The 14,348-nt window shown below is 71.0% G+C and carries 11 protein-coding genes; 8 read left to right on the forward strand and 3 right to left on the reverse strand.

Annotation, left to right across the window (positions count from 1 at the left end; translation table 11 throughout):
• Positions 1 to 8: 8 nt before the first annotated feature.
• The 3 genes from CEK69_RS11915 (at position 9) to CEK69_RS11925 (ending at position 3,248) form a co-directional block, all read left to right on the forward strand.
• A complete protein-coding gene (locus tag CEK69_RS11915) occupies positions 9 to 1,274 on the forward strand; it encodes a patatin-like phospholipase family protein (protein ID WP_152245769.1) in 1,266 nt (421 codons plus the stop codon).
• A 121-nt stretch (positions 1,275 to 1,395) separates the two neighbouring features.
• Positions 1,396 to 2,046 carry a phasin family protein gene (locus CEK69_RS11920; protein WP_152239089.1) on the forward strand — a complete coding sequence of 217 codons (651 nt, stop codon included), beginning with the start codon at positions 1,396 to 1,398 and terminating at the stop codon, positions 2,044 to 2,046.
• Positions 2,047 to 2,246: 200 nt separating this feature from the next.
• Positions 2,247 to 3,248 (forward strand): restriction endonuclease, encoded by a 1,002-nt coding sequence (locus tag CEK69_RS11925; RefSeq protein ID WP_193313972.1) that lies wholly within the window; start codon positions 2,247 to 2,249, stop codon positions 3,246 to 3,248.
• 158 nt (positions 3,249 to 3,406) lie between these two features.
• On the opposite strand, the gene CEK69_RS11930 is transcribed toward CEK69_RS11925, so the two are convergent.
• The 3 genes from CEK69_RS11930 to CEK69_RS11940 all read right to left on the reverse strand — a co-directional run bounded on the left by CEK69_RS11930 (position 3,407) and on the right by CEK69_RS11940 (position 7,852).
• Entirely contained in the window at positions 3,407 to 5,395 is a 1,989-nt protein-coding gene (locus tag CEK69_RS11930) for an SDR family oxidoreductase (RefSeq protein ID WP_152245773.1), read from the reverse strand.
• Positions 5,396 to 5,673: 278 nt separating this feature from the next.
• On the reverse strand, positions 5,674 to 6,405 hold the full coding sequence (gene hutC / locus CEK69_RS11935; protein WP_152245775.1) for a histidine utilization repressor: 732 nt from the start codon (positions 6,403 to 6,405) through the stop codon (positions 5,674 to 5,676).
• A gap of 49 nt (positions 6,406 to 6,454) precedes the next feature.
• On the reverse strand, positions 6,455 to 7,852 hold the full coding sequence (locus CEK69_RS11940; protein ID WP_152245777.1) for a formimidoylglutamate deiminase: 1,398 nt from the start codon (positions 7,850 to 7,852) through the stop codon (positions 6,455 to 6,457).
• A gap of 63 nt (positions 7,853 to 7,915) precedes the next feature.
• Here CEK69_RS11940 and hutI point away from each other — a divergent pair, with 63 nt between their 5' ends.
• The 5 genes from hutI (at position 7,916) to CEK69_RS11965 (ending at position 14,324) form a co-directional block, all read left to right on the forward strand.
• Entirely contained in the window at positions 7,916 to 9,118 is a 1,203-nt protein-coding gene (gene hutI, locus CEK69_RS11945) for an imidazolonepropionase (RefSeq protein ID WP_152245809.1), read from the forward strand.
• Complete coding sequence (gene hutH / locus CEK69_RS11950) at positions 9,115 to 10,653, forward strand: histidine ammonia-lyase (RefSeq protein ID WP_152245779.1); 1,539 nt, start codon at positions 9,115 to 9,117, stop codon at positions 10,651 to 10,653. Before hutI ends, hutH begins: the two co-directional genes overlap by 4 nt.
• 124 nt (positions 10,654 to 10,777) lie before the next feature.
• On the forward strand, positions 10,778 to 11,641 hold the full coding sequence (hutG, locus tag CEK69_RS11955) for an N-formylglutamate deformylase (RefSeq protein ID WP_152245781.1): 864 nt from the start codon (positions 10,778 to 10,780) through the stop codon (positions 11,639 to 11,641).
• A gap of 50 nt (positions 11,642 to 11,691) precedes the next feature.
• The gene (gene hutU / locus CEK69_RS11960; protein WP_152245783.1) at positions 11,692 to 13,359 is read left to right on the forward strand and encodes a urocanate hydratase; all 1,668 of its coding nucleotides are present in this window, start codon (positions 11,692 to 11,694) and stop codon (positions 13,357 to 13,359) included.
• 140 nt (positions 13,360 to 13,499) lie between these two features.
• Positions 13,500 to 14,324, forward strand: coding sequence for a hypothetical protein (locus tag CEK69_RS11965; RefSeq protein WP_152245785.1), 825 nt, complete (start codon positions 13,500 to 13,502; stop codon positions 14,322 to 14,324).
• Positions 14,325 to 14,348: the final 24 nt, after the last annotated feature.

The raw sequence follows: 14,348 nt of genomic DNA on the forward strand, positions 1-14,348 counted from the left end.
GACCGCGCATGCTTTCCCTCCACAGCGCCTCGCCCCGTCCCCATTCCAACGGCCGCATCGGCCTGGCCATCGCCGGCGGCGGGCCGATCGGTGGCATGTACGGCCTCGGTGCGCTGCGTGCCCTGGACGAGGCGCTGGACGGACTGGACCTGACCCGCCTGGATTGCTACGTGGGCGTCAGCTCCGGTGCATTCCTGACCGCCGGGCTGGCCAACCGCATCAGCAGCGCCGAGATCTGCCGGATCTTCGTCACCGGCAACAGCGACGATGCGCGGTTCCGCCCGGAAGACTTCCTGCGGCCCAACGTCTACGAGTATCTGCGCCGTGCCGCGACCCTGCCGGGGCTGGCCTACGGCTGGTGGCACGACCTGCTCACCGAACCGCGCAAGACCCGCTGGTCGGACCTGATCACCCGCTTCGGCGGACTGGTGCCCAGCGGCCTGTTCGACAACGCCGGGGTCGAGCGTTTCCTGCAGGACGTGTTCAGCCGCCGCGGCCGCAGCAACGATTTCCGCGACCTCGACGCCAATCTGTTCGTGGTCGCGGTGGACCTGGACAGCGGCCGTGCGGTGCGCTTCGGCGAGCCGGGCATGGACCACGTGCCGATCTCGCTGGCGATCCAGGCCAGCGCGGCGCTGCCGGGGCTGTATCCGCCGGTGCAGATCGACGGCCACCATTACGTGGACGGCGCGCTGCGCCGCACCATGCATGCCTCCACCTTGCTGGAGCGCGGCATCGACCTGATGATCGGGATCAACCCGCTGGTGCCCTACGACGCCTCCCACGCGCCGCGCCGCAATGGCCACATCGACCGCGCGCGGCTGCTCGCCGGCGGCCTGCCGGCGGTGCTGTCGCAGACCTTCCGCACCCTGCTGCAATCGCGCATGCAGGTGGGGCTGGAGAAGTACGCGCGGCAGTACCCGCAGGTGGACCAGTTGGTCTTCGAGCCCAACGCCGACAACGGCGAGCTGTTCTTCACCAATCTCTTCAGCTATGCCGCGCGCCACCGCGTGTGCCAGCTCGCCTACCGCAACACGCTGTCCGACCTGCGCCGCAACGCGCAGACGCTGGAGCCGCTGCTGGCCGCACACGGCATCGCGCTGCGCCACGATATCCTCAACGACCGCAAGCGCACCTTCCTCGATGGCGTGGACGTGCAGCCGCGGCGCATGACCGAGACCACCGCGCGGCTGCGGCGTGCGCTGGACGACGTCGACCAGGTCATCGCCGGCCGACGTGCCACACGCCGCACCCGCCGTTCGCCGGAGGCGTAGCGCTGCCGCCCCGGCCGACGGCGCCATCGCTCCCCGCGCACTGCGCACGCTGGTGTGATTACTCTAGTCACAGTCCCGAGTCTCGAACCCGCCACTCACCCGCCGAAGGAACCGCACCGTCATGGCCACTCTGAAGAAGTCCGCCCGCAAGAAGCGCAGCACCGCCGCTGCCGACGACACCCTGCAGGCGCAGGCGGAAAAGCTGTCCAAGCGCCTGGGCGAATCGGCGCAGCAGGTCTGGCTGGCCGGGGTCGGCGCGTTCGGCCGTGCGCAGGCCGAGGGCGGCAAGCTGTTCGAGACCCTGGTGAAGGAAGGCCTGAGCCTGGAGCAGAGCACGCGCAAGCTGGCCGGTGGCGGGGTCGATGCGGTGCGCGATGCGGTGGAGAACCGGGTCGGCCAGGCCCGCGAGCGCGCCGCCGACACCTGGGACCGCCTGGAAAAGGTGTTCGAGGACCGCGTGCAGCGCGCGCTGCGCCGCCTGGAAGTGCCCAGCCGCGAGGACCTGGGTGCGCTGATCGAGCGCGTGGACGCGCTCAATGGCGAACTGCGGCATCTGCGCGGCGGCCGTGCCACGCAGGCGGCGGGCAAGGCGCCGGCGGCGAAGAAGGCCGCCAGGAAGACCACGGCGTCGCCCGCCGGCGCCGCCAAGCGCGCAGCACCGGCGCGCCGACCTGCCGGCCCGGTGGTCGCCAAGGTCGCGCCAGCCAAGCGCGCGGCCGCGCCCAAGCGCGCCAGCCGCAAACGCAGCGAGACGCCGACCACGGCCGAGTAACCGGATTGTTGCAAAGCAGCACGTTTTTCCAGACAATCGAAACGGACCCGCCAGTCCATCAGAAGACCGTTTGCTCCCCTCCCCTCTCGGCTTCGGACTGGCGGGTCTTTTTTGTCCGCCGTCCACCGCTGTCGCCTTGCCGGCGCCGTGACACGCTGGCGATACACTGACTTCCTTACGGCGCGTGTGCGGGTGCGAGCATGTTTTCCTGGATAGCGGCAGCGATCTTGGCAGTCGCGGCATGGCTGGCGGCCAGCCTCTACCTGTGGCTGGTACGGCGCCGCGAGAATGAGGCCAGCGCCGGACTGCATGCGCTGGCCGGCCTGCACTGGCGCGATTTCTCCTACATGGTGCGGCGCGCAATGCGCGAACAGCGCGACCTGCAGGACGCCACCGTCGACGAGCACACGAGCCAGGAACCGCAAAGCGACTTCGTGATGACCCGCGGCGACGCGCGCTGGCTGCTGTCGTGCAAGCACGGCCGGGCCTACCGGATCGGCTCGGCCGCGGTCAACGAACTGGGCGCGGCGGCACGGCTGATGGGCGCGCAGGGCGGCATCCTGATCACCGAGGGCAAGGTGCAGCGCGACGGCATCGCCGCGGCCGAGAAGCAGGCGGTGGAAATCCTCGACGGCCCGCGCATCTGGCCGATGCTCAAGCCCTACCTGCCCAGCGAACTGGAAGACGGCGTGATCGGCGCCAGCCGCCGCCGCGCGCAGCGCCACATCGCCATCGCCGGCCTGGCCTCGCTGGCCTTGGGCGTGGTGACCGGCGTCGGTGCGCTGGCGTTGCAGCAGCCCGCAGAGCCTCCGGCAGCCGTGACCGCAACAGCGTCATCGCCTACGCCCGCTGCCGCAGCCGCGCCTACGCCGGCCGCAACCACGCCAACGAGCACCACCGCTGCCGCGCCCCAGCCTGCGCTGGACGACGCCGGCGACCTGGCCGACCCCGATCCCGCCACCGAACAGCGCAACCGCCAGGAACTCTCCAAGGCCCTGGCCGCCACCCCGGGCGTGATCCGCGGCATCTGGCAGACGCAGATGACCCTGGTGGTCGACCGCAGCGGCGACGACGCCCAGGTGTGGCCGCGCATCTGCAAGGAAGTGGAGCGCTACCCATCCCTGCGCACCGTCCGCATCCAGCTCAACCCGCGCCCCGGCCACGAGGAACCGGTGCGGTGGCGGCAATGCAGGACGTTTTGAGCGGGGATTGGGGAATCGGGAATGGGGAATCGGTAGAGCGGGCTATCGGCACGCAACGAGCATGCACCCGTGACGTTCCTGCCTGACAGGACAGAACCCGCACCGCGTGCAGCCAGCGCTGTTCCGATTCCCTACTCCCCATTCCCGATTCCCAGCTCCTACCAATGGACGCCCCGCATCAGCGCCGCAAACGCGATCTGCTCCTGGCTGGGCTTGGTCTCGCGTAGCGCCTTGCGGTCGCCCTTGGCCGCGGCCGAATCGGGGAACAGTTCGAAGGCGGTGTTCATCACCACCTCGTAGGCCTTCGGCGCCACGGCGTTGACCAGGGCGGCGAAGATGCCCAGGCGCGTGGCCACGCGGCTGGGGCGTTCGATGATCGCCTTGACCATCAGGTCGGCGGCCTCGTCCACGCTCAGCGTCGGCACGCTGTCGTACATCTTGGTCGGGGCGATCATCGGGGTCTTCACCAGCGGCATGTTGACCGTGGTGAAGCTGATGCCCTTGCCCGACAACTCGCCCTGCGCGCAGCGGCTCCAGGCGTCCAGCGCCGCCTTGGAGGCGACGTAGGCGGAGAAGCGCGGCGAGTTGGCCAGCACGCCGATCGAGCTGACGTTGATGATGTGGCCCTTGCGTCGCGCGGTCATGCCCGGCAACACGCCCATGATCAGGCGCAGGCTGCCGAAGTAGTTCAGCTGCATGGTCCGCTCGAAATCGTGGAAGCGGTCGTAGCTGAGTTCGATCGAGCGGCGGATCGAGCGGCCGGCATTGTTGATCAGCACGTCGACATGGCCATGCGCGTCCAGCACGGTCTTGAGCAGGCGGTCGCAATCGGCCAGGTCCGACAGGTCGGCGGTGTAGGCGAAGACCTTGCCGCCCTTGGCGTTCATCGCATCGCGTGCGGCATGCAGTTCCTGTTCGCCGCGGGCCACGATGACGGTGATGGCGCCGGCCTCGGCAACGCGTTGCGCGGTGGCCAGGCCGATGCCCGAGGAACCGCCGGTGATCAGCACCACCTTGCCGCGCACCTTGCCCTTGAGCGAACGGTCGACGAACAGGTCCGGGTCCAGGTGCCGTTCCCAGTGGTCCCACAGGCGCCAGGCGTAGTCTTCCAGCCGCGGCACGGCGATGCCGCTGCCCTTGAGCGCGCGCTCGGTCTCGCGGCTGTCGAAGCGCGTGGGATAGGTGATGAACTTCAGCACTTCGCGCGGGATGCGGAAGTCGCGCAACAGCATGCCGGTGAAGCGGCGGATCGGCGGCAGGCTGCCGACCGCGGCGCGGATGCTGGAGGGCACGAACGCGAACATGCGCGCGTCCACCCGCAGGGTCATCTCCGGGGCGTGGCCGGCGCGGCAGAACACGTTGAGCACCTCACCCACGCGCAGCGGCTCGGGGTCGGTGAGGTGGAAGGTGTGGCCGTCGAGCTTGGGCTTGTGCGCGATGTGGTCCATCGCATCGGCGACGAAATCCACCGGCACCAGGTTGATCCGTCCGCCCTCGATGCCCAGCATCGGCGCCCATGGCGGCAGCAGCTGGCGCAGTTTCTTGATCAGCGGGAAGAAGTAGTACGGGCCGTCGATTTTGTCGATGGCCCCGGTGCGCGAATCGCCGACCACCATCGCCGGGCGGTAGATGCGCCACTTGATCCGGGTCTCGGCGCGCACCAGCGCCTCGGCATCGTGCTTGGTGCGCAGGTAGGGATCGTCCAGGCCCTCGGCTTCCTCGAACATGTCTTCGCGGAAGATGCCCGGGTACAGCCCGGCCACCGCGATCGAACTGGTGTGGTGGAAGATGCCGGCGCCGATCTGCGCGGCCAGTTCCAGCGCATTGCGGGTGCCGTCGAGGTTGGCGATGCGCTGGTCCTCGGCCTTGGCGGTGAGGTCGTACAGCGCGGCCAGGTGGAAGAAATGCTTGACCTTGCCCTGCAGCGTCTTGCGCTGCGCCGTGGTCAACCCGCAGTACGCCGCGCCGACGTCGCCGTGCAGCACCACCAGGCGCTTGGGATCCCAGCCCTGCTCGCGCACCAGCGCATCGAACTTGCGCTGCGACTCCTTGCGCAGCAGGACATGCACGACGCCCTTGCGCCGCATCAGCTTGGCCATCAGGTAGCGGCCGATGAAACCGGTGGCGCCTGTCACGAAATACGTCATGCCGAACCATCCCTCGTTCCGCGGCCACGGCCCCTCGCCCGGCCCCGGCGCTAACTTGCCAGAGTGCGGCGGGCAGGACAAACGCACGCCGGCGTATGGCGAACGTGCGGCATCGCAGCATCGCGCACCGGCGAGGCGACTGCGCGTGCCTCATCATCCGTGCTCGTCGCGCGTCGTATCGCGTCCTGGAAGAGCGGCGTCAACCGCGATGGCCTCCCACGGACACCTTCGTCGCGCCGGCGTACATGAGTTGCCTGCAGTCGCCGTGCGCGCCAAGCTCAGCGCGCGCCTGGCGAGAACCGCGCGACCAGGTCGTAGGTGTCGCCGAGGAACACCTGGCGCACGAAGGTCACCGCCTGCTCGCCGCGCCAGGTGCGGCGGTCGATCAGTAGACACGCGGTGCCGGCCGGCACCTGCAGGTGCGCCGCCTGCGCGGCGCTGGCGCCGACCGCGCTGATGCGGTGTTCGGCGCGGGTCCACGGCACGTGCTGCAGCAGCCAGCTGCCGGGCACGGTCACCGCGAAGTCCATCTGCAAGGCCTCCGGCACCGCCACCGGATTGATCACCCGCTCTTCCAGCGCGAACGGACGGCCGTCGGCGTAGTGCAGGCATTGCAGCGCCAGCAGGCTGCCGCCCGTGGCGACCTCGGCCTCCTGCGGCAACGCCGCGCGCGGCGCGCGCTGCTGCCGCTCCAGCAGTTCGAAACGGTAGGCATGGCCACGCGCGGCGACCTCGACCGGGATGTCCGGGATCTCCAGCGCCACCTGCTCCATGTGCGGATGCGGCCGCGCCACGAACGAACCTGCGCGGCGTCGGCGCTCGATCATGCCGGCGTCGGCGAGCAGCGCCAGCACCTTGTTGACGGTCATCCGCGAGCAGCCGTACTGCGCCATCAGTTCGTGCTCGAACGGAATGCGATGGCCGGGCGGCCACGCGCCGCTGCGGATGTGCGCCTCGATGTCGCGGCGGATGCGCTGGCTGAGCGGCAGCGTCGGCGCGGCCGGCGTCATCGGCAGTTCGTGCAGCGGCAGGCAGCGCACAGCGCGCGCGGGTCGCGGCTCATGCGTCCAGCAACCGGGTCAGCGCACGCGCGTAGCGGGCGGCGACGCCCTCGCGCTGCAGGTGGCGGCCCTCGCGCACCAATTCGCGGCCATGGCGCCAGACCGAACGCACCGCGCCGCCGCGCGCGGCGAACAGCCAGCTGTCGAGCCAGGCGTCGCCGTCGCGCGCCTGCAAGGCCGGATGCGTGGCGTCCAGTTCGACCAGATCGGCCGGGGCGCCCTCGCACAGGCCCTGGGCGACGCCGAGCGCCTGCGCCGCGCCCTGTGCGGCGGACTGAAACAGCAGGCGGCCGCTGGACAGCGCGGTGTCGCCGGTGAGCACGTTGCGCCCGCGCAGGCTCAGGCGCTGGCCGTACTCGAGCAGGCGCAGTTCCTCGGCCGCATCGATCAGCACATTGGAGTCGGAGCCCACGCCGAAACGGCCGCCGGCGCGCAGGAAGTCCTGCATCGGGAACAGGCCGTCGCCGAGGTTGGCCTCGGTGATCGGGCACAGCCCGACCACCGCGCCACTGGCGGCGATGCCCTGCACTTCCGCGGCGTCGACGTGGGTGGCGTGCACCAGGCACCAGCGCGCATCCACCGGCGCGTGCGCCAGCAGCCATTGCACCGGGCGCTGCCCGCTCCAGGCCAGGCAGGCGTCGACTTCGCGGGTCTGCTCGGCGATATGGATGTGCACTGGGCCGTCGCACAGCGGCAGCAGCGCCGCCAGTTCGTCCGGGGTGACCGCGCGCAGGCTGTGCGGGGCCAGGCCCAGCACCGCGTCGTCCAGCCCCTGCAGGGCGCGGCGGCTGCCGTCCAGCAGTGCGGCGAACCCGTCGACGTCGTGCAGCAGGCGCTGCTGCGCCGGGTTCGGCGCGGCGCCGCCGAAGTCGGCATGCGCGTAGAACACCGGCAGCAGGGTCATGCCGATACCGCTGGTCTGTGCCGCGGCAGCCAGGCGCTGCGCCATCTCGGCGCGGTCGGCGTAGGGCCGGCCGTCGGCGGCGTGATGCACGTAATGGAACTCGCCGACCCGGGTGAAGCCGGCCTCGAGCATTTCCACGTAGGCCTGCTCGGCGATGGCCTGCAGATCGTCGGGGCTCAGCCGCTGCAGGAAGCGGTACATCAGCTCGCGCCAGCTCCAGAAGCTGTCGCCGCTGCGCCCGCCGATCTCGGTGAGCCCGGCCATGCCGCGCTGGAAGGCGTGGCTGTGCAGATTGCCCAGCCCGGGCACCACGATATCCAGGCGCTGATCGCCAAGGGCTGCGGCCACGTCGCGCTCCACCGTGGCGATGCGGCCGCCGCGCACGCCGATGCGCACGTCGCGCGCCCAGCCCTGCGGCAGCAGCGCGTGCGCGCACCAGAATTCGCCCGATCCCGCGTTGCCGTCAGCCTGCTGCTGCGCCTGGGTCTGCACTGGACACCCTCCATCGACCACAATATTGTATATACAAAATAACCGACGAGCCTGCCCGTGACCATGCCCTGCGACACGCTCTGGCACAACGCACACCTGATGACGCTGGACGCCGAAGACGGCGGATTGGGCCTGGTCCACGACGGCGTGGTGGCCTGCCGCGACGGCCGCATCGTCTACGCCGGCGCCGCCGCGCAGTTGCCCGGCCCGCTGTCGGCGCAGCGCAGCATCGACTGCGGCGGGCGCTGGATCGGCCCCGGCCTGATCGATTGCCACACCCACCTGGTGTATGCCGGCAACCGCGCCGGCGAGTTCGAGCAGCGCCTGCTCGGCGCCAGCTATGCCGACATCGCCCGCGCCGGCGGCGGCATCGTCTCCACGGTGCGCGCCACCCGCGCCGCCGACGAGGACGCCCTGCTCGCCGCCAGCCTGCCGCGGCTGGACGCGCTGCTGGCCGAAGGCGTGACCACGGTGGAGATCAAGTCCGGCTACGGCCTGACCCTGGACGACGAACTGCGCCTGCTGCGCGTGGCGCGGCGCCTGGGCGAGCTGCGCCCGGTGGACGTGTCGCCGACCTTCCTCGGCGCGCACGCGGTGCCGCCCGGCGGCGAGGCCCAGGCCTATATCGACGAGGTCTGCGAGCGCATGATCCCGGCGGTCGCCGCGCAGGGCCTGGCCGAGGCGGTGGACGTGTTCTGCGAGCACCTCGCGTTCACCCCGGCGCAGACCGAGCAGGTGTTCCAGGCCGCGCAACGCCATGGCCTGGCGCTGAAGATCCACGCCGAACAGCTGTCCAACCAGGGCGGCGCAGCGCTGGCCGCGCGTTACGGCGCGCGCTCGGCCGACCATGTCGAATACCTGGACGACGCCGGCGTCGCCGCCATGGCCGCGGCCGGCACCGTCGCGGTGCTGCTGCCGGGCGCGTTCTATTTCACCCGCGACACCCAGTTGCCGCCGATCGCCGCACTGCGCGCCGCCGGCGTGCCGCGTGCGCTGGCCACCGACTGCAACCCCGGCACCTCGCCGCTGACCAGCCCGCTGCTGGCGATGAATCTGGCGGCGACGCTGTTCCGGCTGACCGTGGCCGAATGCATCGCCGGCTTCACCCGCGAGGCGGCGCGCGCGCTCGGGCGCCAGGATCAGGTCGGCCGGCTGCGCGCCGGGCTGGCCTGCGACCTGGCGATCTGGGACATCGCCGAACCGGCCGAATTGGTCTATCGCATGGGCTTCAACCCGCTGCATGCGCGTATCTGGAGAGGACAATGAGCGACGACGAGATCCTGCTGCGCCCCGGCGCGGTCAGCCTGGCGCAGTGGCGCGCCGTGTACCGCGGCGCCAGCGTGCGCCTGGACCCGGCCTGCGCCGACGCGGTGCTGCGCAGCGCGCGCACCGTGGAGGCGATCGTCGCCACCGGCGCGCCGGTGTACGGCATCAACACCGGCTTCGGCAAGCTGGCCAGCGTGCGCATCGAGCGCGAAGACCTGGAGGCCCTGCAGCGCAACATCGTGCTGTCGCACGCGGCCGGGGTCGGCGCGCCGATGCCGGTGCCGGTGGTGCGGCTGATGATGGCGTTGAAGCTGGCCAGCCTCGCCCAGGGCGCCTCCGGTGTGCGCCCGGAAACCTTGTCGATGCTGGAAGCACTGCTGCGCCACGAGGTGATCCCGGTGGTGCCGTGCCAGGGCTCGGTCGGTGCCTCCGGCGATCTGGCGCCGCTGGCGCACCTGGCCACGGTGATGCTCGGCGTCGGCGAGGCCTTCGTCGGCGACGCGCGCCTGCCGGCGGCGCAGGCGCTGGCCCAGGCCGGGCTGCAGCCGCTGACGCTGGGCGCCAAGGAGGGCCTGGCCCTGCTCAACGGCACCCAGTTCTCCACCGCCTACGCGCTGGCCGGGCTGTTCGAGATCGAGCGCGTGTTCCATGCCGCGCTGGTCGCCGGCGCGCTGTCCACCGAGGCCGCGAAAGGCTCGGACACCCCGTTCGATCCGCGCATCCACGCGCTGCGCGGCCAGCCCGGGCAGATCGACACCGCTGCGGCGCTGCGCGATTTGATGCACGCCTCGGCGATCCGCGATTCGCACCGCGACAACGACGTGCGCGTGCAGGATCCGTACTGCCTGCGCTGCCAGCCGCAGGTGATGGGCGCGGCGCTGGACGTGATGCGCCAGGCCGCCACCACCCTAGCCACCGAAGCCAACGGCGTGTCGGACAACCCGCTGGTGTTCAGCGACACCGGCGAAGCGCTGTCCGGCGGCAACTTCCACGCCGAGCCGGTGGCCTTCGCCGCCGACATGCTGGCGCTGGCGGTGTGCGAGATCGGCTCCATCAGCGAACGCCGCGTCGCCATGCTGGTGGATCCGGCGCTGTCCGGATTGCCGGCGTTCCTGACCCCCAAGCCCGGCCTCAACTCCGGCTTCATGATCCCGCAGGTCACCGCCGCGGCGCTGGTGTCGGAGAACAAGCAGCGCGCCTACCCGGCCAGCGTCGACTCGATCCCGACCTCGGCCAACCAGGAAGACCACGTGTCGATGGCCGCGCACGGCGCGCGCCGCCTGCTGGCGATGGCCGAGAACGCGGCCAACGTGGTCGGCATCGAACTGCTGGCGGCCGCGCAGGGCTGCGACTTCCACGCGCCGCTGCGCTCCAGCGCCGCCCTGGAAGCGGCGCGCGCGCTACTGCGCGTCCGCGTCCCGGCGCTGCAGGACGATCGCTATTTCCATCCGGACATGCTGGCCGCCACCGCGCTGGTGCGCGACGGCGCGCTGGCCGCGGCGGTGGGGATGCGGCTGCCCGAGGTTAGCGTCTGATCTGAAGAACCCGTCGTAGGAGCAGCCCTTCCCCTTTTTGGGATCAGCCGCGACCGGGCTTTACCAGGTAATGCCCCGTTCGCGGCTGAAGCCGCTTCCACAGAACAGCACAACGCGAGGCCGTATGACATCCCTGCCCGACTGGCTCACTGTGCACCGCGGCGATGCGCCGCTGATCCTCAGCTTCCCGCACACCGGCACCGACCTGCCGGAAGCGCTGACAGACCGTTTCGTCTCGCCATGGCTGGCGCAGCGCGATGCCGACTGGTGGGTGCACCTGCTGTACGACGTCGCCAACGCGCTGGGCGCGACCACCGTGCGCACCGCGATCTCGCGCTCGGTGATCGACGTCAACCGCGACCCGGCCGGGGTGTCGCTGTATCCCGGGCAGAACACCACCGGGCTGTGCCCACTGACCACCTTCGACGCGCAGCCGCTGTACCGGCCCGGGGCCGAGCCGGATGCGGCCGAGATCGACGCGCGCCGCACGCAGTGGTTCGCGCCCTACCACGCCGCACTGGACGCGGAGATCGCGCGCCTGCGCGCCCTGCACCCGGCCATCGTGGTGTACGACGCGCATTCGATCCGCTCGCGCATCCCGCACCTGTTCGACGGCGAGCTGCCGCAATTCAACATCGGTAGCGCCGGTGCCTCCGGCGCGGTGGACAGCAGTTGCGCGACAGCGCTGACCGATGCGGTGGAGCGCGTCTGCGCCGGCAGCGGCTTCAGCCACGTGCGCAACGGCCGCTTCAAGGGCGGCTGGAGCACCCGCCACCACGGTGCGCCGGCCGACGGCGTGCACGCGATCCAGATGGAACTGGCCTGCCGCGGCTACATGCACGAGCCCGACACGGTCGACCCCGGCAACTGGCCCTCGCCGTGGCAACCCGAATACGCCGCGCCGCTGCGCGCGGTGCTGCAGCAGGTGCTGCAGGCCTGCCTCGACTTCGTCCGCAGCCCCGCCGCATCCGCCCGCGCCGCCAACTGACGCGCGCGCACCGCGTTCCGCCTTCCGCGCATCCACCTGAGGATTCCCGCATGACCCGCCTCGACGCCACCCGCATCATCCAAGCGCCCACCGGCAGCACCCTCACCGCCAAGAGCTGGCTGACCGAAGCGCCGCTGCGCATGCTGATGAACAACCTGCACCCGGACGTGGCCGAGCGGCCGCAGGAACTGGTGGTGTACGGCGGCATCGGCCGCGCCGCGCGCGATTGGGAGAGCTTCGACGCCATCGTCGAGACGCTCAAGCGCCTGGACGACGACCAGACCCTGCTGGTGCAGTCCGGCAAGCCGGTCGGCGTGTTCCGCACCCATGCCGACGCGCCGCGGGTGCTGATCGCCAATTCCAACCTGGTGCCACGCTGGGCCAACTGGGACCACTTCAACGAACTCGATAAGAAGGGCCTGGCCATGTACGGCCAGATGACCGCCGGCAGCTGGATCTACATCGGAGCGCAGGGCATCGTGCAGGGCACCTACGAGACCTTCGTCGAAATGGGCCGGCAGCACTACGGCGGCGACCTGTCCGGCAAGTGGCTGTTCACCGGCGGTCTCGGCGGCATGGGCGGCGCGCAGCCGCTGGCCGCGGTGATGGCCGGCGCCTCGTGCCTGGCGGTGGAGTGCCGCAAGAGCAGCATCGACATGCGCCTGCGCACCGGCTACCTGGATACCTGGACCGACTCGCTGGACGAGGCGCTGCGCCTGATCGCCGAGGCCTGCGCGGCGAAGACGCCGCGCTCGGTCGGCCTGCTCGGCAACGTCGCCGACGTGCTGGCCGAGCTGCTGGCGCGCGGGATCAAGCCGGACCTGCTGACCGACCAGACCTCCGCGCACGACCCGGTCAACGGCTACCTGCCGCAGGGCTGGACGGTCGAGCAGTGGGACGCAAAGCGCGTCTCCGCACCGAAGGAGGTGGAACAGGCCGCGCGCGCCTCGATGGCCAACCACATCCGCGCCATGCTCGGTTTCCACGCCCTGGGCGTGCCGACCGTGGACTACGGCAACAACCTGCGGCAGATGGCGCTGGAGGAAGGCGTGGCCAATGCCTTCGACTTCCCGGGCTTCGTCCCCGCCTACATCCGCCCGCTGTTCTGCCGCGGCGTCGGCCCGTTCCGCTGGGCCGCGCTGAGCGGCGACCCGGAGGACATCGCCAGGACCGACGCCAAGGTCAAGGAACTGATTCCCGACAACCCGCACCTGCACCGCTGGCTGGACATGGCCGCCGAGAAGATCCGGTTCCAGGGCTTGCCGGCGCGCATCTGCTGGGTCGGCCTGGGCGACCGCGACCGCCTGGGGCTGGCGTTCAACGAGATGGTCGCCAAGGGCGAACTGAAGGCGCCGGTGGTGATTGGCCGCGACCACCTGGACAGCGGCAGCGTCGCCTCGCCGAACCGCGAGACCGAGGCCATGGCCGACGGCTCCGACGCGGTCTCCGACTGGCCGCTGCTCAACGCCCTGCTCAACACCGCCAGCGGCGCCACCTGGGTCTCGCTGCATCACGGCGGCGGCGTCGGCATGGGTTTCTCGCAACACGCCGGCATGGTCATCGTCTGCGACGGCACCGAGGCGGCGGCCAAGCGCATCGCCCGGGTGCTGTGGAACGACCCCGCGACCGGCGTCATGCGTCATGCCGATGCGGGGTATGCCATCGCCCTCGACTGCGCCCGCGACAAGCACCTGGACCTGCCCGGCATCCTGCGCTGAGGCCGGCGCCCGTCCGCCGCCTGCGCGCGGCGGGCGGGCGCACGACGCGGCAAAGCGGAACTGCGTCACCCCTCGCACGATACAGCCTCAAGTTCGGCCGAGCCGCGCCGACAAGGGATGCATCGTTTCAAGGAGCCTGCATGGGCATCCTGATCTACCTCACTCCTGCCGTGGCGCTGTGGGCTGCCGTTGCCACAGCGTTCGCGCATGGCTTGTTCCAGCGTCTGGGGCATGCCTATCGGCGCGACGCGACTGCGAAGGAGACGATCGCGCGGTATCAGGCGGCGCTGAGCCAGCTGAAGGCGCAGGCCGCGGCCAGCGCGCAGGAACTGGAAACGCTGCGCCAGGACCACGAGCGCCTGCGCGCGACCTACGAATACGAGGCAGCGCCCGCAGCGGCGGCGTCCGCCAATGCCGCACCGACCGCGGCGCCTTCGCCCGCCTCCCCGCAGCCGGGGCCGGCACCGGCGGCGCCCCCGGCCGCGCCGCCATCGACCATCGCCCTGGCGCAGATCGACATTGCCGACGAAGTCGGCACCCTGCTCGCCCACGTCGCCCGCGTGGCGCGCAGCATTCGCCGCTACAGCGCCTACAGCCGCGGCCACAACGGCCCGGAGCCGGCCAGCGCGCGCTACGACCTGCACTGGCTCTCCGACTGCCTGCACAACCTGGACCAGGTCGGCCATGCGCTGGCGCGCAACAACATGGAAACCCTCACCGCCGCCTGCACCGAACTGCTGACCATGTACGAGCAGTACCTGCGCGACGGTTCCGGCTACAACAGCCGCGACACCTTCCAGCGGCTCAGCACCCAGGTGCCGCTGGCCGAAGTCACCGATGCGATCCGTTCCATCGCGGCCAAGGCCTCGCTGGCGCGACAGGCGCAGGCCGCGCACGAAGAGGCCGCGCATGCGCACGAACGCGTCGCCGACAGCCGCCAGGCCGACGCCCTGTCGATGCTGTAACCGCGGCGTCCGCGCCGGCCACCG

It is taken from the genome of Xanthomonas sp. LMG 12462 (genome assembly GCF_009192885.1).
Taxonomy (GTDB): domain Bacteria; phylum Pseudomonadota; class Gammaproteobacteria; order Xanthomonadales; family Xanthomonadaceae; genus Xanthomonas_A; species Xanthomonas_A sontii.